At 35.5% G+C, this 24,030-nt stretch carries 13 protein-coding genes; 2 read left to right on the top strand and 11 right to left on the bottom strand.

Translation table 11 applies throughout. The annotated features are described in order from the left end of the window. Positions 1-73: 73 nt before the first annotated feature. From AACL20_RS01565 to AACL20_RS01515, 11 genes are all read right to left on the bottom strand, one after another. Positions 74-1,006 carry a hypothetical protein gene (locus AACL20_RS01565; RefSeq protein WP_339052653.1) on the bottom strand — a complete coding sequence of 311 codons (933 nt, stop codon included), beginning with the start codon at positions 1,004-1,006 and terminating at the stop codon, positions 74-76. Further along, positions 963-1,781 carry an endolytic transglycosylase MltG gene (gene mltG, locus AACL20_RS01560; RefSeq protein WP_339052652.1) on the bottom strand — a complete coding sequence of 273 codons (819 nt, stop codon included), beginning with the start codon at positions 1,779-1,781 and terminating at the stop codon, positions 963-965. The genes AACL20_RS01565 and mltG overlap by 44 nt, the downstream gene beginning before the upstream one ends. Positions 1,782-2,124: 343 nt before the next feature. Further along, positions 2,125-3,141 carry an NAD(P)H-dependent glycerol-3-phosphate dehydrogenase gene (locus AACL20_RS01555; protein ID WP_339052381.1) on the bottom strand — a complete coding sequence of 339 codons (1,017 nt, stop codon included), beginning with the start codon at positions 3,139-3,141 and terminating at the stop codon, positions 2,125-2,127. Then, entirely contained in the window at positions 3,134-4,927 is a 1,794-nt protein-coding gene (gene recJ, locus AACL20_RS01550; RefSeq protein ID WP_339052380.1) for a single-stranded-DNA-specific exonuclease RecJ, read from the bottom strand. The genes AACL20_RS01555 and recJ overlap by 8 nt, the downstream gene beginning before the upstream one ends. A 133-nt stretch (positions 4,928-5,060) precedes the next feature. Further along, the gene (gene hemH / locus AACL20_RS01545) at positions 5,061-6,293 is read right to left on the bottom strand and encodes a ferrochelatase (protein ID WP_339052379.1); all 1,233 of its coding nucleotides are present in this window, start codon (positions 6,291-6,293) and stop codon (positions 5,061-5,063) included. A 527-nt stretch (positions 6,294-6,820) separates the two neighbouring features. Then, on the bottom strand, positions 6,821-7,324 hold the full coding sequence (gene fliW / locus AACL20_RS01540; protein WP_339052378.1) for a flagellar assembly protein FliW: 504 nt from the start codon (positions 7,322-7,324) through the stop codon (positions 6,821-6,823). A gap of 18 nt (positions 7,325-7,342) precedes the next feature. Next, positions 7,343-8,404, bottom strand: a complete 1,062-nt coding sequence (locus AACL20_RS01535) for a hypothetical protein (RefSeq protein WP_339052377.1) — start codon at positions 8,402-8,404, stop codon at positions 7,343-7,345. Positions 8,405-8,492: 88 nt separating this feature from the next. Further along, complete coding sequence (locus AACL20_RS01530; RefSeq protein ID WP_339052376.1) at positions 8,493-10,967, bottom strand: FlgK family flagellar hook-associated protein; 2,475 nt, start codon at positions 10,965-10,967, stop codon at positions 8,493-8,495. A 26-nt stretch (positions 10,968-10,993) separates the two neighbouring features. After that, a complete protein-coding gene (locus tag AACL20_RS01525) occupies positions 10,994-11,467 on the bottom strand; it encodes a hypothetical protein (RefSeq protein WP_339052375.1) in 474 nt (157 codons plus the stop codon). Positions 11,468-11,495: 28 nt separating this feature from the next. After that, positions 11,496-11,807 carry a hypothetical protein gene (locus tag AACL20_RS01520; protein ID WP_339052374.1) on the bottom strand — a complete coding sequence of 104 codons (312 nt, stop codon included), beginning with the start codon at positions 11,805-11,807 and terminating at the stop codon, positions 11,496-11,498. Positions 11,808-11,811: 4 nt separating this feature from the next. Further along, entirely contained in the window at positions 11,812-12,918 is a 1,107-nt protein-coding gene (locus AACL20_RS01515; RefSeq protein WP_339052373.1) for a flagellar basal body P-ring protein FlgI, read from the bottom strand. A gap of 598 nt (positions 12,919-13,516) precedes the next feature. Between AACL20_RS01515 and AACL20_RS01510 the strand changes: the two genes are divergently transcribed. Both AACL20_RS01510 and AACL20_RS01505 read left to right on the top strand, forming a co-directional pair. Beyond that, on the top strand, positions 13,517-18,979 hold the full coding sequence (locus AACL20_RS01510) for an ankyrin repeat domain-containing protein (RefSeq protein WP_339052372.1): 5,463 nt from the start codon (positions 13,517-13,519) through the stop codon (positions 18,977-18,979). 86 nt (positions 18,980-19,065) lie between these two features. Beyond that, positions 19,066-23,736: a pentapeptide repeat-containing protein gene (locus AACL20_RS01505; RefSeq protein WP_339052371.1), complete on the top strand. Its 4,671-nt coding sequence runs from the start codon at positions 19,066-19,068 to the stop codon at positions 23,734-23,736. The last annotated feature ends 294 nt before the right edge of the window (positions 23,737-24,030 follow it).

The raw sequence follows: 24,030 nt of genomic DNA, 5'->3' as shown, positions 1-24,030 counted from the left end.
CTAATGCTATATTTTATTATCAATAGATATATGATTTCTTGATATACGAGGGAAGTGAAGAGTTGCTATAAAATTATAATAAAGTTAAACAGAAGGCGCGCTGCATAATATAATCGAAATTATGCTCATTTTTTGCTTCACACACAGAAGTTGCAAGTGGAGTAAGAGAGTATTGAGGATCGTAGGCATTGCCATATAGCCTTGGAATTGGCAGTAATCCTTCTTCTACACCAGTAATTAGTGAAACCAATAAAAATAATACACTGCGGTATATATCTGAGCTCGAAGATGGAAGACGAAACTCAAATCGCCTATTCTGCTTTGGAGAGTCCGGAATCCTAACAAGCGCAGTTCTATTATTTCCACCCCATGCTATATGAGTTGGAGCTAAAAATCCACTGCGAAACCTTTTATATTCTGCTTCAAGGTCTCCTATTAAAAAATAAGTGGCTGCTTTAACATTCTTTAAAATTCCCGCAATAAAGTTCAGCAGCAACTTATTTTTCGCTATTTCTCCTTCGGAAAATAAGTTTATATTATCCTTGATACACATTGCACTAACATGAAAATGCGTAGCAGAACCATAATCATTCTCATATGGCATACCATCAAAAATGGTATTTATACCATATTTTGCGCTCGCACTCTCTATATACGCCTTATACCCTGAAATATGTTGCAGGAATTGCTTTGAAATTCTCTGGTACGGTACTATAACTTCGTACTGATTCTCTCCTCTTTCTTTTTGACAATTGATACCTGTAGATTGCAGCTCAGCTAAAAAATGTTCAAGATTTTCAGATGAAACATTTAATACATAAAACTCAAGCTCTACACCAACTTCGAGGTAAATGGCATACCGCCTTTCAATAAAATCGATAAAATGAGGGATTAGAAAATCCTCAAATGAGATATAATTATCATTTAACAGCCAATTATCTGCATTTATGAAAGAGTTGTTACTAATCTCTATTTCTGATTTCTCTAATGCTTGCTTTATGTTCATCAAAAGTCTTAGAAAATACATGTCCACCAGATCCATCAGCAACAAAGTAAAGCGCATCACTTTCAGCTGGATGCATAGCTGCAAGTATAGAAGCTCTACCAGGATTACAAATAGGCGTCGGTGGAAGTTCACGAGTTATATATGTATTATACGGCGAATCATATTTTAAGTCATTAAAAGTCAACTTTCGATCAAATACTCCTCTACCACCTGTTATGCCGTATATAACAGTAGGATCCGCTTGCAAAGGCATACTTTTTGCCAATCTATTTAGATAAACTCTAGCTATTAATGTTCTCTCACTATCAAGCCCTGTTTCTCTCTCAACTATAGATGCAAGAATCAAAGCATTATCCTTTGTCCCAAGTAATGACCTTGAAAATGCGCTACAACCTTCCCACGCTTCTTCTAAGAATTTTTCCATTTCAAGTGACATCTTTTCAAGCATAATATCACTTTCTGTACCATATGTATAAAGATAAGTTCCAGGTAACAATGACCCTTCAACAACTTTAATAGCATCATTAGACTTCTTTATTCCTTCCGCAGCATCCATAAGAAAATTAATCTGTGAAATGGTATACCCTTCAGGTACAGTTAATTTGCGTATAAATACTCTTCCATTAACAATCTTGTCTAAAATCTCTGGCTGAGTCAGATTACCCTCAAACCTATACTCCCCTGCCTGAAGCTTCTTTCCATGCATAATCTGTAAGTACCTTGCCACAATATAAAAAAAGTATCTATTTTTTATGAGCTCTCTTTCTTCAAGCATTGAAGCTATAGCGTAAGTTTTAGTATATGGTTTTATTATAATTTCAACACTCACTCCAGACTCATAATGTAACACTCTTAAATAAAAATTATACACCATATAGCATAACCCAACAACTACACAGAGAAATATAACGGATATTTTACGGCTTCTCATTTAAGCTACACAGCAATTATAATTAAAACAAATACAATAAAATTGTCTTTGCCGATATAAAACCCATTTCAAAAACCAAAACAATAGAAAAATCCGCCGTATCATTTGTATCTTTCCAGCACATTGCAAGTTTAGACGAACAATTCATATTTCTAATAGATATTGTTACTATAATACATTATTTGCTTTATAAGCTATAAAAATGCGAATCTAGCGATAGAGGCCTGCTCAGCACTCTTTCAATCACAGAATGTGCATCACCACCTTCATAAAGCAATTCATATATGCATTCAACTATAGGTATGTCAATATTTAACCTCTTGCCAAGATCGTACAAGCTTTTTGCAGTATAATATCCTTCTACAGTACTTTTTGATATTAGGTCTTGTATGTTACTTTTTGTTGTTATGATATCAGAGCCAAATTTTCTATTCCTTGATTCATTACTACCGCATGTCAATACTAAATCACCAACACCTGCAAGTCCATTCAGTGTTTTATACTGCCCACCACGCCTTGTAATGAGCCTTCCTATTTCTACCAAGCCCCTTGCGATAAGTGCAGCATGAGCATTTTGTCCAAAATCCAGTGCTGAAATGACACCTGCTGCTATAGCTATTACATTTTTCGCAGCACCACATATCTGAACACCATATATATCATCTGAGTAATATGGCCTGAATATTTGACTGGAAAATGCATTGATAATTTTAGCTGCTACATCTAACTTTTGGCATGCAATTACTGTTGCTGCTGGCTTCCCAAGCATAACCTCACTTGCAAAATTAGGCCCAGATAGCACAGCAACAGGTGCATTATTAGATACTTCATCACTTATGTCGCTCATCAAAGCACAAGTCTCATTTTCTATACCTTTTGAACAAATCAGCAACGTCTTACAACCAAGATCAACGCTCAGCGATAATTCCGACATTACAGACCGAAAAGCTTGAGCAGGCACTGATATACATATTAAATCCACCTCTCTCAGTGGCAAGAAAGAATCAACAACCTCTATTTTATCTTGATATGGCAGAAGCTTGCTATGTAACTTTTCATAATTTTTTGCATAACAAACTATACTAGCTGCTTTTGGTGCGGCAAGTAAAGCAACAGCAGAACCCCAAGCACCCATACCAATTATTCCTACTCTTGCAAATGCTGAGAAGTTCTCAAGATTTCTTCTGAATTCTATATCATCCATGAAAAGTAATATCTTCTATAATAAATTTTACCTTACTTCTTTCCCAGTCGTCACTCTGAAGAGTACCAACTACATCTAACGTTTTATTTACTGAATTAAGCAATAGCTGCCCATAATCTTTTTCCAAAGCTTTAAAAAATAGACACTTAAGAGTCTTGCGTGAAATTATATCGTCTTGATCTCGAATCAATAATGATATATGCGAAGACCCAAATTGAGTTGCGCGCAACACTATAGCATTCAGTATAGCAAATCTAGGCTGAGGATTACCATTACCAAATGGCTCTGCTTTTTCCAAAATTTCGATAAGATTATCATTTGCAGTATGAACAGTTATGACAGAATCTACTTTAAGCTCAAGTGCTTCTTCAAATAAGTTATCTATATATTTGATAGCCATTATTTTTTTTTGTACGAAATCCTTAAATTCATTAACTTTCGATAAGTCTATTGTGAATCCGCCAGCCATCGCATGCCCGCCACCATCTATCAACATATTCATTTCCTTAGCAGACTGTATAATTAAGCCAAGGTCTATACCATGTATAGACCTTGCAGAACCTTTACCTACTCCACCACTTACAGAAATCACTATTGACGGCTTATTATACTGCTCTTTCACGCGACTTGCTAAGATCCCAAGAACTCCAATATGCCAATTTTCACCCACAGCAAATATTACTGGCGATTCACTAACCTCTAGCTCGATTTGTGAGATTATTTCATCAAGCGCCTGCTTTTCAATCTCCCTTCTCTCTTGATTGAGCATATTCAGCTTACTTGCTATATCATGAGCTTCTATAGGGTCTATAGTTGTTAGTAGTGCAGCACCAAGTTCTGGCTTGCTTATCCTACCACCTGCATTTATCCTTGGTCCTATTATGTATCCAAGATGAAAGCTGCGAGGTTTTGCGTCTAACTTTACAACATCAGCAATCATCCTAAGCCCTAAATTATTCCTCTTTGCAATAAGTTGCAATCCTTGAGCAACAAATGCTCTATTTAAACCAGTAAGAGGCATAATATCACAAACTGTACCAAGTGCCACTAGATCTAAATATTGAATTAAATCTGGCTCCTTATTAGTTCCAAACCAGTTTATCTTTCTTAACTTAGTACGCACAGCTATCACAGTCATAAATGTTACAGCAACAGCTGCTATACTTTTGTATGGAAAATCGTCATCTAACCTGTTGGGATTCACAATTGCAAGCGCGTCAGGCAGCTTTCCATCTGCCATGTGATGGTCAAGTACAATGACATCAAGACCTATTTTCTTTGCTTCACTCAGCGGCTCAAATGCTGTTGTTCCACAATCAACTGTAATTAAAAGACTTGTACCATTTGCTTTTATCTGTTGGATAGCACCTACGTTAGGACCATACCCTTCATTGATTCTGTGCGGAATATATATGCCAGGTAAAATTCCACACTCACAGAGAAACTTCTTAAGCAATGCAGATGAGGTTGCGCCGTCTACGTCATAATCTGCAAAAATGGTTACCTTCTCTTGATTCTGTATTGCAGAAATTATACGATCTGCTGCAATATCTATGTCTTTCAGAAGAAATGGATCTGGAAGAGAGTCTTTCACTTTAGGAATAAGAAATTTAGCAGCCATATCTGGATCAGAATAACCACGATTTACAAGCACTCTAGATAGCACCTCATGAATACCAAGCACTTGGCAAAGATAAAGCACTTTTCGCTCATCTGCTTCAAGCACACACCATGAGAGCTTTCTTAAAGAAGGCCTCAATTCTAAACCTAATCTTCTACTATCCATTGTTATATAAACTGCAGCTCCGTGTTTTGACTAATAACCACCGCTTGCATAAAGCACAAAAAATAATTCTGCTATACATTGCATTAATAAATGCTTGCACAACAAAGTAATCACTTGCATTAGTCACTTTTAACTAACAACTATTCCTTTTAAAGCATTTTATAAAATCACCACATCTTTTCTTTTTATAATACGAAGCATTAGCTTCACTTTGATAATCATCACCTGAGCAAAACTTTACATTATCCTGCTCTAATACTTCACCGTCACAATTATAATTATTTGTGCATAACCTTGCAAGACAATCAATAAATTTTTTATTTGTTTGCAACGCAGACACCCTAAAATAGTGCTCAATTCCTAATTTACTTGCAAGCTTCTTATATTCTATATCAAGCTCAACCAATGTTTCAATATGCTCAGAAACAAACGCTATAGGGACTATCACAACTGGACATTTCTCACTCGCAGCAGCAATGATTTCAGATTTTGTAGATGGCGACAACCATTTCATTGGCCCAACCTTGCTCTGGTAACATACTCTATAGTCTATACTTCCAAAATGCTCTTTTAGCTTCTTAACTATTAACTTAGTTGTTTCCTCCACTTGGAATTGATATGAGTCACCTGAATCTATTATGCTCTGTGGCAAACTATGCCCAGAAAATAATATACGCGGTCTTCCATACTTTATAGCTTTATTATATTCTTGCAATATAAGTTCTGTGTGTGCTTCTATAAATTTCTCATTATTATAATAACAGCATATGTAGTGACTCTCTACATTTTCTAGTTTTGTACCGCGTATAATTTTCTTCCAAGCATTAAATGATGATCCAGTTGTTGTGGTTGAAAATTGAGGGTATAGCGGCAATAGTATGATTTTCTCTGGAGAGAAATTAAGCACATCATGCACTATACTCTCAATAAAAGGATGCCAATATCGCATCCCTATGAATACTTTATACGTATTATGGTACTGTCCTTGCTTTGAAAATTCCATTACATTTTCTATGATATCTTTAGCCATCATAGATACACCAGTATTTATGTTCTCTTCAAATATCATGTCAGCATAAGGGCAACAATAATCAGATCTTTTAGTAGCGTTAAGCAAATCCTCTAAAGCCTCCGCTTGCTTTATAGTATGTGAAAGTAGAGGGGAACTACCACCAATTTTCATATATGCTTTTATAGCATTTACTTCACGCTTATATGATATGAATTTCGCAAGCAAGAACCTGAAGGGATTTGATATTCTAATGATTGCGCGATCATAGAATAAATTAAATAAAAATGGCTTTATAGCGTCTCTACTACTCGGCCCTCCTAAATTAAACAATACAACCGCTATTTTTTTATCCATGTATACCTCAGGGAAATGAAGAGTTGGTATGTAACTTGCATACATATGAAATTAGACTTCAAAATTGACATATGTAGAATGCTCTTTATGTATTTTGTATATACACATAAGTCATATTTTTCCTAGCTCTTTTTGAAGGATGATGAATATGTTAGAGAGACTTGATCTTGCCACACTAAAACATGACAAAGAAACATTCGTAGATAACACCTTACTCTTCTTGTCTTTTACTTTATCTTATGTGGCGGCAAAGAAGATTATAAAGTAGCAACAAGCATTTTAGATTTGTTTCCAAACCTTAACCGAGCAAGTAAAATAATCAGAGATATCCAAGTTTGAAGGTAGGTAGTCAAATTCCTGCGCTTCTTAGAGCTATGAGGCAGGCGACCTGGTAAGCATTATAGCACTGCTAATAGTTTATAAAAAGTATTGTCACTTCAAATGCTTTGAATTTAGATTCTACATTATCCTGATTTTCACTCAGCAAAAAATCAAACTAGCAAGAGAAGCACTGATAATACCTACAATCACTGAGTTATCCCTACACAATATTTATGCTTTGTGTTATAATGCGAAGATTGTAATACATATTGCATAGCTATATTGTTAGACTTATCCACAAAAATTGGAGCTTTAGTATTTAGCGTTATGTTATATTTACCATCTTCTGAAAGCTGAGGTGTAGCTACCAATAATACTTGTAAATTGATGATTTTTACATTCATAACTTCCGCTATAAATTCAATATCTGAAACGCTCATGACAGAGTTAAAAGGATTCAACTGCAACACTAAAAAAGCTATTCTGGAGTTTTCAACACTCTGTAAAACCTTAAAATTTGCTAAATTTCTATATGGTACATGTGAAAGCACATAACTATGATAACCACTACAACCTATCAATCCAGATGGAATCAGAAGTGATTGACGCGTACTGGAACCTGGACACGCTCCAGCAAATCCCTCTGAAATTGAACCAGCATATGAGCCAGTATATGTTCTGCAGCTTCCATCCATATCAGTACTTTTCATACATATACCCCTCAAGTATTATGACATTGACGCCAAATTATTAATAAAATTATTCTCTAATTTATGAGAAAGCATATATATATTCGATAGTGCATTTAGCTGCTCATAATATGCCATTAAAAATCTATATAGATCTATTTGATTATACGTCATTAAATCGTTAAGCGATCCTTCTGTTTCACTCAACATTCTCTCGTTTTCTCCTTTATCTATCTCAATATGCTGTAAAACCATTGCAATATCTGAAATCGACACGCCTAGCGACTTCACAGCCTCATCACCAACTTTTTCAGCGCGTTCCATACGCGTGATATATTCATGCTCATCTATATATTCATCATCCTTTATGCCATTTTTCTGAGGATCTATACCACTTTCCTTTATTTGATTAAACTTATTAAACTTCTTTTCAGCGTCTATGCAATAATGTAATGCAGCAATTGCCTTGCGCACACCAGGATCTGCAGCATTAAAATTCAATTTTATGCTATTAGAATTGCCAATTGTATATGAGATAGCAGGATTAGTATCACCATTATAGTACACGCTAGTAACAGTATCATCAGCTAACATCCCACTTTCAGATGAGATAATATTACTGTTTTTCACTATTTCACCAACAGGAGTAGCATCAGACCTAGCACCACCAAATATATATTCACCATTACTATGTTTTGCATTTAGAGATTCTTCGATCCGCCCTAAGTAATATTCCATCTGTTGTATGCGCTTCTCACGGTCTTCCCAAGACAAATCGAGCGGCTTATATTGCATAGACTCCACAGCATTTTCCACATTCTCTCTTATATCATTTACTCTATAGTGCATCATTCCAACATTTTTAGATAGCATCTTAAGTGACGAAGTATGTTGCTTATAATTTGCAGCTAATTGCTGCTTATGTAACGCCTTCCCTACTTCATCACTTTGCATATTATGCCAACCACCTGCAGCTTTTGAGCCTTCTTTGGAAGATAACGTTATACCTTCATATTCTTTTTTCATATTTTTAAAAGCACTAGAATAACTAGCACCAATTCCTATAGTTGAACTACCTATCGGATTACCACCAAAACTCATAACAACACCTCTTTTATAGAAATTAGAATATTTATAAGTAAAGTAAGCTATCTTTTTTTAATCAACGTTCATGCATAATAATAAAAATCTATACAGAGACGCTAGATATTACTCTTATTATATTATCCATAACCTGAATGGATTTCTGAGTAGCAGACAGTTGAAAAGACATCACTTGAGCCTCCTCCATTATCTTGATCATCTCAGTTTCTTTGCTTATACCACTTTTCTCATGCAAAGCTGATCTTAGGTTTACCTCTCTATTATCACTCTCTATCTTCTTAGCAGCATATCTAGATGCTTTGCTTGCCACTGAAACAACAACTTGCTGTGAATATTCTAAAAGACTTGCATACAAAACATCACCGTCACTTTGTGACACAAATTCAACACGTGTATCAATAGCTTTTGCAATCTCATGCACATTATGACTATCACCTGTGCTCACTGAATAAAGTGGAGCAGATGTTGTTGCCTCCTCATTATTTCCATGCTCAACAAATTTTTCCAGCTTCGCTCCTGAAAAAAAAGCATGATTTCTTGCAATATCATCTCTCACTTTGATGTTTAGCGCTGTATTCCTCACGGCATGCCAAAGGGCTATATCACTATCACCTCTCACTAGAAGATCATTCAAACCAAAAAATCCACTTAGTCCAAGGCCTTGTAAAGTCTTTCCATTGCCACTTACTCCACTGAGTGAACTACTATCTTGATATATAGCAAAACGCCACTTATCACTTCCAGACTTCAGAGTCAATCGTCCATTTTGTGTTGTGTCATTATCTGCGAGCGCAGCATTATTTTTATCTATCAAAGAGGCTATCACCCCTTCCTTGCCAAGCAATGGTGGAGCAACGCGTGAACCCGGCCCATAAGGCCCTGACATGCTATCAATGGAAAATTTAAACTCATTTAACCCGCTTAACCCTAGATTATATGAAGATGGATCATTTATCTTATACGTCAAAGTTCTAGTTATTGACTTATCACCCTCACTGACCTCAACATCAATGGCCACTTCATAAGGATAATCTAAAGAAGTCGGCACAAATGATGCAGCAAGTTCTATCCTGTGAGGACCTCCTTTTTCAGCCACGTGCTTCTTAGAATCGAAATGAACAGGTATACTAACACCAAGAGAATCTTTCATAATGCAGTCTTTAATTTTAAAACCGATATCAGCTAGTGAATAATTACTTAACTCAATTCCTAAGGAAAAAGTGGAACCAACCTGCATATCTTGATTCTTTGAATACAACTTGACGTCAGAAAGAACATTATTACTCACGCCAAGCTCAGCCCTATTGTTGCCAGATAGCTCATCTCCAAAATACCTATTGATAGTATTCATTATATCTTGCACGCGCAGCTGCCCTATGCCCTGTCCAAAGTCCAACTTATCAAAGTCTATAATAAGTGGAGGAATAAATGTATCACCATTACTCTGCATCTCCTTTAAAGGCAGACCATCTAAACCAACAAGTGCTATAATTGCTTTACCAGAAGCAGTTATCACATCTCCTCCGCTCATAAGTCTTGTTGATTTCAGCTCTGGTGCTGGCAGATAACCTGCCCCTTTATTGTGCGCGCTATTCACAAGATTCTGAGAGTTATATGCTAGCTGATCCAACTGATCTATCAACCTTGGAAGCTCTTTATGTATCATTTCAATCTTTGTAGCTATAATACCACCCTTAATATGACTTATTACACTTGCACTTGTTCCACCGGATACTATATCACTAGCAGGAAGCGTAAATCCTCTATGCATAACTTTCTCTAAAGTAACAGGAGAAAATTCTTTATCATCTATGATATGCTGTACTGATTTCATGCTCTGGTAGCCTAAATAATATGAGATATCTAGAGAAAATAGATCGGAATTACTCTGATCTGTAACCAACTGAGCTGATGGTATATTATCTTGATCAGTATAGACTTTAATCGGTATATACTTAGAAAGCCTATCGAAAGCTTCAGCAATATCGTTCTTCAGATTTGCAGATTCCACATCACTACCAGAAAGCATTAAACTCTCTCTCATATGTTTTATGCTTTCTATTTCATCGTTTGCAGCTTTTATATCATTTACAATACTTTGATCTAATTCGAAACGTATGTCGTATAGCGCTTTAGATTTCTCTTTGATCGCAAATGAGAATTTGTCTAACGAATTTAATACTTTTTCTCTTAGTACTTGTTCTGTAGGCTGAGCTTCTAAGCTTCTGATCGATGTAAAAAGCTCACCAAATAATACCTGTAAACTTTTACCATCTCCATCTCTAGCTATTATAGGACTAATTCTCTCTTGAAAAAGCTCAGATAATAAACCAAGACTCTTGGATTCAGAATTGGCAGATAACACATCTTGTTGCAAAAACTCGTTTAACACCGAATTCACAGATGCAACTATACTGGAAGTCCCAGCAACTCTCTTCTCCTGAATATCCATTCTACCGCGACTTGTGCTCTTAGAATAAGCAATATTCTGCTGTCTGACATCTGACTCTTTTTGATTTACTCCAGCTGCATTAATAAAAGAATTCCCAATTACGCTCATATCAAACCTACTAAGAAAAATAAAAGTTAAACACTCTCACTCATCACCACATATCCTTGATTCTCGCTTCCGCTCACATGCTTGCCTTTTGCTTTATAATTTATATTGTTTCGAGGGCTACTCTTTGCTAAGACTTCTTGTACAGCTTTCAGCATCATTTCATTTATATATATCTTACTTTCTAGCACAGACTTCACAGTGTTAATATTTTTTTGTAGCTCTATAGCAAGCTCCTTTATTTCAGCACAGCGCGTCTTACCTATATGCTCATGCAAGCTACCACGTTCTAAAAGACCACTTAGAAGAGCACTCTGCGCATCTAGAAATTTCAGCACTCCATTCTTCTTATTTTGTACAGCTATCACTTCATTAATTCTATTCTGAATCAAAAGATCATATTCAACTTTCAGCAGACTGATCAGATGCCTCATGGCTTTTTCCAGCATCTTATCACTTACTATATTACCCCTAATAGAATCTATATCTTTCATAACTAACACAAATACTAAGTTTACAAGTTAATTATTTTCATCCTTTAGCTCTTAAAGAAGCTTCATTATAATGCTGAACGGACAACTGTTTTTCTATAGCATTTGTAAGAATTCCGCCGCTATCTACTATATGTTGGCTCATTATATCCACATGCATTTTACTCACAAAGCTTTGCAAAGCAGGATCCTCATCTCCAATACCTTCGCTCTTCCAAGCGCGCTCTAAAAACATAGAAAGAAACACCTTATCCAAAGACTTGGCTGCTTCACGTACACCACTTTCGCCAAGCGAGCTTTCTTTCAAATTACTATCAATTGCAGCGATTCCAACGGTCATAATATCACTCATAAATCTACCTCACCTCTATAGTAGCTTGCAAGGCACCTGCCTGTTGCATGGATTTTAATATCGCAACAAGATCTTGCGTCTTAACAGCTAGTGCATTTAACCCCTTCACCAAATCACTCAAGCTAGTAGCCTCTTCCATTACAGCAAGTTTCGTGCCAGGCATAATAGCTTCTTCATCTTTTTTATTAATTATTAGACTGAGAAGTCGTTCATCATCCTGCACTTTAACAATCAAATTACCTTGAGAAATTGCAACTGGACTAATTCTGACATTATCGCTAATAACTATGGTGCCGCTTGCTTCATCTATGACAACTTTTGCAATACTTTCCGGTTCCACCTCTAAATTTTCTATATCCGCAAGAAGTCCAAGCACATTGTTTAGATATTCGACTGGAACAACAATTTTGACTGTTCCTGGATCAGTCGCAGTAGACAAATTTTCACCAAGCGAGTTATTTATAGCTGTTGATATTATCCTTGCTGTTGTTACATCAGGATTCTTCAGAGCTAGTCTGACTTCTCCTAGAGAATTCAGTGAGAAGTCCAGCTCACGCTCTACTATAGCGCCGCTATTTACATAGCCAGCCGTTGGAGTAAACTTTGACTTACTAACCACTGGATCAAAATCAGTTGGTGTACCAAGACTCACAGTTCCTTGAGCAACTGCATAAACATTACCATCTGCGCCAAGTAAAGGAGTAGCAACAAGAGTACCACCTCTTAAACTCTTTGCATCACCAAGTGTACTAATATTCACAGAGATTCTACTTCCAGTTCTGGAAAATGGTGGAAGGCTTGCCGTCACCATTACTGCCGCGATGTTTCTAGTCTTAAGATTTGCTCCTCTAGTATTAATTCCAAGCTTCTCTAAAAAATCAACAAACCCCTTCTCAGTGAACGCTGAATTCCTCAAATTGTCTCCAGTACCGTTTAATCCAACAACCAATCCATATCCAACAAGCACATTGTCCCGAATTCCCTCAAAAGCGACTATATCTTTTATCTTAGCTGCTTCCGTAAAGCGGTATGAAAAACAGAGGAGCATAGAAAGCATCGCAGCAAAGATTATGAATCTTGACATAAATCTCCGAATAAACATACTGAGCATAACAACCTTAAATGGTGAACAATCTTCATCTTATGCATTATTTAGATAAATGATCAAGCTCAACTTACAAAAAAAACAGCGGTGAAGTCTTGTAAAACAAAAGTTGTAAAAAGAATATATTCTGGTTATTAATAAGTGTATGTATACTTCTAATAAATAAAGGGTTGATTTACCGTATCGCCACTTTAGTAGTGGCTTGCAACATATCTACTCTACCAAAATAGTTGGATTTTATTATTTCGAAAGCTTTAGAAATACTGTTACTGGCTTAATTTTCGCACATATTCAAACGAGGTACCCATTATAAATTGGGCAACTTGTGTTATTTATACACTCTTAAAATATAACTTTGTACAATCTATGATATCAAAATTTGCTACCTAGTAATGTAATTAAGCCAAAAGTGTAGAGTTCCTTTAACGGGAAAATAATTTGTTTATTTAGTAAACAAATTATGAAATTATCTTACTTAGAATGTGAAAAGTAAGTGTGAAGACGATACTCCAGAATGGACTATCATTTTCCATGTGGTTATATCTATATACTCTGCTCATTCCAACCAACATGGAAAAACTAATTATGGGTGAGGCAAGGGCTTATGAATGATATCATAAAACGCGTGATAGGATTTGATGCTTATGGATATATTAGTAAAGCAATAAAAAACGGAGACATCCAAAACATTGATGTATGGTTAAATTCGCCATCACCAACAGGGTATAAAGGAACACAAGATCTTCAAGAAGCTGCAAAACGAGTAGACGAATCTCTACTGGATCTAGCATTTGCAACACAAAATAAAGAGATAATTCAAAGAATACTCAAGAGTGAATGTGCAAACCTGCATTCAGTAAATAAGAAGGATTCGCATAATGCCCTTGCAAATATACTATTGCAAGAAAAGCAAGAAGATAGAGAGGAATTTTTTCAAATTATTAAAGATAAGCTAAACGAAAGAGATTATATTAACCTTCTTGCAGCAAATAAAGTGACAGATTTGCTTCCTAGATTGTTTAAGTTAGCAGGTGGTATTGATCCAAAAATAGCTCAAGCAATGTTTGAAAAAGCTGTAAGAGATGGATATCAAAAATCTGCGCTTCTACTATTTAACCAATTTCCAGAAATCGATTTGTCTTTTAAAACAGACATAAAAATGAGAGCTACAAGTCTGTATGATGATAATATTGATGAAAAGAACATAAGCCCGTTAAAAAATCTGATTTATAAGATTCAAAACTATAGCATATTCCACAAAGATGATAATGACGATCAAGCAGAAATAAGAAGTTTGTTACTTACACTTTTAAAGAATGGTGATCTTAATAAACTAGAAAACAATTTGCTATATAATTTATTTGCAGGTAGCGAAACATCATCAGACCTTGAGCTTATTGAATCTTTATTAAACAATAAAACATATACCTTAGCACAATATGACGTCAAAGAAGCACTGGAAACTATAGCTGCTTTTAACGAAATTCCAGATACAGCAACAATATTGATACGTGATGTATTACAGAGGTGGAATAAAGATAATTTCGATGACCTAAGGTCAATCTCAAAACCTCTAATGACTATTTTATCAAAGATGCAAGAAGATAAAATGCGAGAAATCCTCTCCATTGTTCTCAAAAAAGATTTAACAACGCAATTTATATCGATCAAGGATTATCATAGTCTCTTTATAAAGTTCATAGAACAACATGGAAACAAAAAATCTCTGATACAAGCGCCACTAAAATACGCAAAAACCATCATGGCACACTGCTTCTGGCGACAAAATTTGAACTCCGAAGAACATAATGAAGACAAATTTGACAAAAAGCAGATAAATTTATTATGGCAAAAGTTTCAAAGTACAGAAGATAAAGAGATTCTAAAAGCAGCGCTTAAAGCAGAAGTGATAAATCTAGATGATATATCCATGCAAGACAAAGGTTTGATCAATTCTTTCACAGCGCCACTTTTAAAAATATTCAATTTAAAAGGATCGCTTAATCAAGATGCAGCTTTGTTCAAAGCACTTGCAAAATTTCAAGATATAAACCTAATAAAGAGGTTAATACGCACAAAAGGATTCAAGATAAGCGATGAAAATCAATTTGCAGGTGAGCTTTTACAGACTACAGATGAAATTTTTCATGCATCAATAACGGAATTACATAAGAAGAACATGCTAAGTGAGAAATTGATTACAGCGCTTGTACAAAAAATATCCTTACAATCTACACCAGCATATAAAAAGCATGAAATACTATTTCATGTAGAATCTAAGCTTACAATAAAAGCATTGCAGAAAAAAACAAAGCAATTCACATCAAACTTGCTAGAACTATATAAAAATGGCTGCTCTATTGAGTATATTCAAATGATTGCAAATCTAAACACCGATATTAAACCAGTTGACAATAATGACAACACGCTACTACATGCTACCGCTGCTTGCGGGATAATAGAAGATGTAAGAGATGCACTACAATGCACTGCAAAACAAATTAATACTAAAAATAATCAAGGTTTTACTCCGCTCATGTTGCTTTGTGGTTCAAACACAGAAAATAAATTAGAAATTGCAAAGTGCATAATTAATCATGCAGATTTTAATTGGGCAAGAGAACTTCATCAAACACAAATCAATCACCTCTTGCTGGCATACCTTGCAGATAAAGATGGTTTTATAAGCTCTGGCATAGCTGAGTATTTACTCAGCATCCCAGAAGTTGCTACAGAAAAAAATATAAGAGATTTACTTTTAGTTGCGCTTACAGATGACAAGGTAAGCTTAATATTTCCAAACGATGCAACTATAGATGCTATATCGAACAAAGTAAGAAACAGCAAAAATTTTTTAAAAGATGCAATTGCCTCAAACAATCGAGACATGAGAAGACAAGAGATCGTCCATCGCATCATAAAGGAAACAACAATTGATAAGCAAGAGTTATATGATGTGATGTTTGATACATACACAATATACATGCGTCACAAATTGAACAATAATACAAATTCATCATCAGACAAAATATCACATTTAGTTCAAATAGCACAAAAGCCTGAGATAGACGTTAACATTCAAAGAGAAGAACGTATTATCGCACCAGGCAAAGAAAAATCTAGATCGTACGCTCATACTTCTATCTTGGGAATGGCATGTGCACATGGTGCAAGCGATGTTGTAATGGAGCTTATAAAACTCAAAAACATAAATTTAAATTGTGGAATAACAACAAGTGGCGATCAAATCTCCGAAATACCACCTATTATGATGGCATATAATGCTTTAAGAAATAATCAAGAGGATACAACAAAAGGCGCAACAGATGCCAAAAAAGATATAAAAGATCTCAATAAGCCCTATATCGATATCATACAAGTTTTGCTAGAAAAAGATGGTGTAGATTTATCAAAAGAGTTCTCACACCATGACGTAGGAAATATCAGCATTGCTGAGATCTTATATAATGATCCAATATTGAGTCAACATGAATCTATTGGATCTATCAGAAAAAATATTATAAACAATATATGCAAATCCAAAGACCCTTCACATATTAAAGATCGCCTCTTAATGCTAGCTTGTGCAGCAGGAGATAATACTTCTGTGCAAACATTACTAGATAATAATGCATCACCACTTACAAAGAATGAATACGGATGTCATTCACTAGCAATCGCAGCAATGAATTTTGCAAAAGACCCTAAACAATATATCAAAGTAATAGAACAACTAACCAGGAAAGTCAGGATAGAAGAATACAAAATTAACGAGAAAGATAAAACAGGCGCTAGCACAGCACATTATATTGCAGCCCACTGTGACAGTCAAACAGTCAAACAGATCCTAGAAGGTATAAATGATTTTCAAGACGATTCTAAGCTCTTGATGTCTGCATACTCTGGAGGCAATGCAGACGTAATCGAGTATGTCTCTGGCATTACACAAATTAGCGATGAAATGCTTAAAACACTTACAAATTATGACGGCAATACAGCTCTTCATTATAGCGCAGCTTCAATGAAACCTGGAATTGATAACACACTCAAAATTCTTATAGAAAAAGGTCTAGATGTCAATGCAAGCAACAAGCATGGAATCACTCCATTAATGCTGGCTATAGCAAGTCAAGACTTAAGTAAAATTGACGCTCTGCTCGCAAGAAAAGAATTAGATCTAAATGCATGTGAAAAAAACGGCAGCACACCATTGATGATTGCATGCGCGCTCGGTAACCGCGAAGTTATAAGACGTATACTGAATGATCCAAGAGTCAATGTAAATCAAACTAATAGTTCCGGCATGAGCGCCCTCATGATCACAGCTTACAAAGACTGGACTCAGCAATTCAGTAGTATAAAAGATGCCACCACTGCACTGGAAAATCCTGCAGAAAAGCTTATATGGCGATGTGATAAACAAATTGCAACTGAATTAATAAGACGCGGCGCAGACCCGTTATTCGGTAAAAACAGCGAAGCTTTTACCACTAAAATGCTGCTTATCATGATGAAAACAAGTCTTTTAACCCTAGCAAACCACTTTTTACTTATGTTCAATCCTATATTACAAAGGATTGGTTCGGCTGGTATCGCTTGGAATACAGCAACAGAAGTCGGAAATACTTTTGGCGATCTGATTACTAAAACAATAGCAAAATATGTAACAGACAATAAGATAGACTTAAATGGCTTTCCGATCATAGGTAATTATCATATAGATAAATTTGGAAGAGTAATTGCAGGCGATGCACTGAAAAATGCGATAAATAAAGCTCCTCAGTATGAAAACGGGAAACAAAGTATTGCAACTGCAAGTGACCTTGAAAATGCTTTTAAAAATGCAAATATAAACAATGCGGCAAAATGGCAAATACACAATGATTTACTGTATAAATACCAACACATTCAAAATGTTCTACAAAATAGCAATCTTCTTCCATGGACTAGGAGAGGCCTTGAAAGAGTAGCAGATGAAATAGTGCGAGCTGACAGAAGCTTAACGTTCAATGTCACTACCGAAACACTAGGTAAAATGCAAGTTAAAGACTTTCGAGACAACTTCAAAGATGTCTGCAAAAGCATTAATGATCAAAATAGATATATTACAATTGACTTGATGCTAAAAGATGATGCTATAGATTTGACAAAAGGTACAAAGGAAGGCTTTAAGAGTTTACTTCAAAAAATAGCAGGTGGAGAGATAATAACAGATGCAAAGATAATGCATAATGCCAAAGCTTTCCTGGATGAATATAAAAAAGAGATAGATTATAAAACACATATCAGTTTGTTTGCAGCTTTCAAGCTACAAATAAAGGATTTGCTCAAAAAAATTATACCAGGGATTAAGCCAAGCAAACAATTGCTGCAAAATGCAATAGCATCTACAGAAGAAAGACGCAGAATATTGGAAAAATTTGAAGAAAATAGAAATAATACAATCCAAATAGCGCAAACGGAAGAGCCCAATATGAAATCTCTTCAAGCACATGATAAAGAAGAAGGAACATTCAGCAAAATTGTCAGTTACTTTAATTATTTTTGTGGCAGTAATACAGAAAAAGAAGAAGTTGCCGAAAAAATAGCATATTCTGCCGGAATGCTTGCAAACATTGGCGCACGCCTTGCAACTTTCACTACAATGGAAAAAGATTTAACACTTAGTGTTGCATCACCTCTTTTGTATTATGGGACAACATCTACAGCGCTTTCTCTTGCAGGTGTTGGCGGCGGCATAGCAGCAGCTTACGGACTATATAAGGGAGCAAAATGGCTTACTGACAGCAGTATACCTGAACAACAACAAAATATCGATGTAGCAGATGACTGCAGCACAAAAGCAAATGCAACATTCCAAGTTAATCAATCCATTACTAAGCAATATGCAACTCGCAAATTTAGAATGTATAAATTAGGAGCTACTTTTGATGACGAAAACGTTAGCGAATCTGATTTATATTATTTAGATATGTTGTCAGGCAATACTCAAGAACAAATGACAAGTATGGCATTTAAAGATAAACTTCTTGCTGAACAACAAGGATTTATACAACAATCTATATGATCAACTCAATTTATGCATAAATTAAGATCATAACGAAATTTACACTCTTATAATTTTTTCTTATCATGATTATATCAAGAGGTTTTATGTCAGGGAATAACATAGCACAAAATGAGCAAGTAAAAGAACAACACAGCGGTGCAATAACAAACAAAGCATTAGATGCTCTTGATAGCTTACTTGTAAAAAATGGGTATATAGCTAGAAACATCTTACAAGATGCAGCTCAGTTTTATCATGAAAGACAAGAAGGTAATACATTAAAGTCCATGTTCACTGCTTTAAAAGTACTTCTTGAGTTTTGTGCATTTGCTATTATGCATCCTATACATACTTTTGAACTAATTAAGCTCGGCAAGACCTTATCAGACCCTAACAATACAAAAGAATTTCTATCTAGCGAGAAGACGCAAAAAATACTTCAAGAATTCTTGAGTGATGCAAAAAATAAAGACGCAGTTGACAATATCGCAAACGTATTTTCAGGACTAGGACAAGATACAAAAGAAGCTCTAAAAGATGGTGGATTTGCACTATTATCTATTCTCGCTAACGCGCAGAACTTTGGGAAATTTATTAATATTGCCAAAGACTCCGTTGCTGGAAAATTAGATCCTATGGCTAGAGCAGAAGATGTTCTAGAGATGATGAAAGATGATAAAGAAATGACAGCTTTTTTAAAGAAGCATAATGCAAGAATAGGACAGTTTATTGTAGACACAGCTAAAGGCGATGGTACGAAAGAAATGTTAAAGAAGTTTGGCCTTGATGTCGATTTTGGAGCTGATGGAAAAAGAGATGTTCTATTGCAACATGCTGGAGCATTTGTAAAAGATCCTGGAGAGTTACATGAGTTTGTTAGAAGACTCAATAAAGAAGGGTTATTTAGCTGGGCTGCCCAGGGTGTAAAAATTATAAACAGTGACACCAAGCTCAAAGAACACGTACAAAATCATCCTGAATCTATCACGAATATAGCAAAAGCTGTTAGCACTGAAGTTTTTGGCGTCAGTGAAGCAATGAAAAAATTTCATTGTAATCCTGAAATCATGGATGTCATCACACCAGCGCTCAAAGACACTGAAAAAGCGCAAGCAATCTTAGATGGTCTGAACAGTGGCAAGATAGATGAAGTTGCACACAATACACTTGAAGTGTTAAAAGATAATAAAGATTTGAGTAAGTTTTTTAGCGAAAAAGGACAGCATTTTGTTCCGCTTACAGCTGCTATAATTAGCATGCCAACTACAAGCGAGCCTATGCAAAAAATACAAAGATATTGCGCAGGAGATGATCATCAAAACGCGATTGATGCAATAATAAAATGTTTCGCTCAAGAGGATGAAGTAAAAAAAGGCATCTTAACAAAACATCAAGACACACTGGTTCCGTTATTTTCACATATAGCAAGAAGACATGCTTATGCTGAAGAGAACGCAGAACTTTTAAAAACAAATAATCAAAAGCCAGAAAATATTATACAAGATGACCTTGGTTTTATTCTATCTTTAAAGGATAATGCGAAATATACAGCACTCATAGAAGAATTCAACACCTCTATACTTAAAAAACAGACCGAATCAACAAATTCGGAACAGAAAAAGATCGAACCACAAGATAAGGTTAAAGATTTCTTGAAATACGCCCAGAAAACGCTAGAAAATAATCCGGAACTAAGAAGCACGCTTGCAGCATATGATCAGTCTTTGGAAACAAAATTAAACAAATTAGCTAGTCCTATAGCATCAATCTCTCAAGAAATACTTGGCAATCAAGAAGTAACCAAGAAACTTTCAAATGCTTTATCAGCACATAAAGAGACACCAAAAATAGCTGCACTTGGTGCAACGTGCGCTTCCACTCTTTTTAATAGCCCCAAGGTGATTCACTCTATTACAAGCAACTTAGATGACTTCAAAGGCATTGCAGCAGAATTCAGCCCACAAATTAATGAAACCATCGATAAATTCAAAGCAAGAGAAATAGTAGACATTGTACTAGCCAATCCTCAAATGCTCTCTCCTTTCATTCTTTTAACAATGAATATATCAGAGAATCCTGAAATCAGCGAAGCAGTACAAAATGCCACTTCTAATATGACACCAGAATCTATGGTAAAACTTGTAGAGCTTGCTTTCTCTGAAATCTCTAAAAATTCACTAATACAAAAAGATATATCTAAAAATGCAGAAAATTACTCAACAATCACCAAACTTGCTTTAGGCAGTAATCCAATAATACAAGAAGTTTTTAACAACCTTGATCCTGCGAAACTTTTTGCATTTATGGGTGATTCTCCAAAGTCTTTCGTGAATTTAATGAATCCTCTCGGCGAGATGGCGAAACTCTACGAAACATATCAAAACCCAAGTAACGATCAGGAGAAGAAAGAAGCGCTGCAAAATCTAATTTTTAAGACTGCAGATCTTCTAGATATCATACAAAAAGATCAAAAAATGATGGAGTTCGTAAGAGAGAACAAATCTAATATAAAACAGATCATTGTTGAATTTGTTCCAAGCGCTGATATTGCAGATACAACAATTACGCAAGCACTAGAAAATCCCGGAAACTTTTCAAATACATTGAGAACGGTTGGAGAAGGAGGATTAAGTTATGTAAAATTTCTTGCAGATCCAAATGTATGGTCAGCGATAGGCAATACTGTCAGCATGCGCGTAGGCAAAGCGTTCTTGGGAAATTATATAAATATAAATGTCGGCGATGAAGAATTGCTAAAAGTTGTAAAAGATTCATTTGATTCAGGTGTTGACGGAAAAGATATCAGGAAAACACTTGGAGAAAATATTCAAAAAGCTAATCTTGGTACTAAGAATGCAATAAAAGATATTCAAAAGATATCTTTCAATGGTGCAACGCAGGAGTGGGCTCAAATACGATATGGAATCCAAGACTTAGAGCTATCTAAGATCAATTTACAAAACACAGAATTTAATGGGGCATCGCTCAACAATGTCAAATTCACTGAAGGCTCATTAGACAAAATCACGTTTAAAAATAACAAAGGCAACAACCTAAGTTTAGCAGCGCAGCTGAATGGCGTTGTTTTTGAGAATTCAGATATACCACATATTAATTGCAGTGGCGCTGTAGTCAACGATTTACAATTCAAAGGTGGAAAATTGTCAGAATTGGATCTAAGCAAATCTACTGTCAATAGTATAAAACTAGAAGGAACTGAAATCACTGAACAGGTAGTAAATTCGCTATCAACAGCACAAAAAAGTCAAGGCGCTAAAATCGAAACTACCAACCTGAAACTCACTGGAGAATATAAGAACCCTGATTTCTCTGGAATGAATATGAAAGGCGCTGATTTTTCTAAAATGAAATTAGCAGATGATGCAGTATTAGACCTTACAGGCACTGAATTGGAAGGCGCCACGATTCCTATGGAATTCTTGAAGCGTGCCAAGGGTCTAAACCCAGAGAAACTAAAATCTGTTAAAGATGAAAACTATAACGATATTTCTAAAGATGTTATTTTAGAAATTATAGACAATCAAAGGAATAAAGCATTACAAGCCATTGTTACAAATGTTCAAAAGAAAGTAAAAAATGATGAGACTGAGTTCGAGAAGGATTATGCAAAAATAGAACCAAAAAATAACTTAGGTGATGTAGATTTACAATCTCATATCAATAAGTTACCAGATCGCGTTAAGAAGACTATCAATTCAGCAGTTCATGCAAATCATAGAGAAATTGAGCAAGAGAAATTAGAATTCGCTCCACAAGTTGGAGCTTGGTGGGAATCAGCATATCCGAAGGAATTATCTGATTCGCAGTATTATATCTATGCTTTGGAAAAAGCAGTACAAAAATCAGCTAGCGCTCCAAGTGAGCTTGATACAAATATTCAACGTGCGACTGCCGCAGTTATGATAGCAAATGAAGTGGCAGGACGTCTCTTTCCAGGCGATGATACGCAGATTAAATACAAGCTACATATGATAAACTTCTTAGAAAATTTAGCGTCCAAGGATGCTAAAATAGCCGAGCAATTTTCTCAAATATTTACAGAATATAAAGGCGAAATCAAAGCATCTGAAAAGCTTAGCGACGTATGTGATTTGCTTGAAACAGAATATGGTAAGTTAGTACAAACTGCTACAATATACCGCACTCAATATATACCAGATTTAGCGCTAGATGATAATCTAGCAGAGAAACTTTCTAACAAACTTTCTACGGCACTTACGCTAGGGAAGGGAAACATCGTAATAATCGATCAGTTAGCTGATCAAGTAGCTGAGCAACTTTTCCAAACAGGGAAAGATAGCACGAGATCTGAAGATAAAAGCATGATTGCTGATCACTTAAAGGGTATTTTTGCTAATATGCTGAATGATCCACAGCTTAAGAAACAACATAAGACTTTAGGAGATGTGAATATAGAAAATCTGATTGGAAGAGTGACATTTGGAATAATGGGTAGAGTTCAGAATAAATCAGGCCTTGCTGAACTATACTATGATCAAACAAAATATACCAAAAGTGGCATGTTAAGTGGAGGCATATACCTACCTCCAGAGGCGTTGAATAATAAATTCACACAAAAAGTTAGTGATTATATTGTAAGTAATGTAAAAAAAGAAGAACCTGTTTTGGCCCATCATACTAAAGATGAACGCATTTCACATAATACAAAAGAAGAAAAAGCTGTTGTTGGACATTACACCGAAGAGGAAGTAATGCGTAAACATAATGACCATGCCACTGTTCGGCATCACTAACAGCATCAATGGATATAGTTAAGGAAATATATAATATCTCCAACTTCCTTGACTAAGCTGCCTATGTCATAACTCTAAGGAACATAGGATTTATCTTGGCCTGCAAGCGATTATGATGCGCCAAAAGTCCAGCAGAAAAAATGGCAAAATTGCCAGAAATATTATGGATCTTGTTAAGTAATATTTGCTAGGCACTGCCTTAAGCAAGTGCACGCGCATGAATTTGAATGGCATGATTTTTTAGAGTACCAGTTAATTTCTAAGTCAAATATTATATATATTTGTGAAGAAATA

The organism is Candidatus Lariskella endosymbiont of Epinotia ramella (genome assembly GCF_964019805.1).
In the GTDB taxonomy this organism is placed as follows: Bacteria; Pseudomonadota; Alphaproteobacteria; order Rickettsiales; family Midichloriaceae; genus Lariskella.
This window is presented reverse-complemented; position numbering and strand designations above follow the sequence as displayed.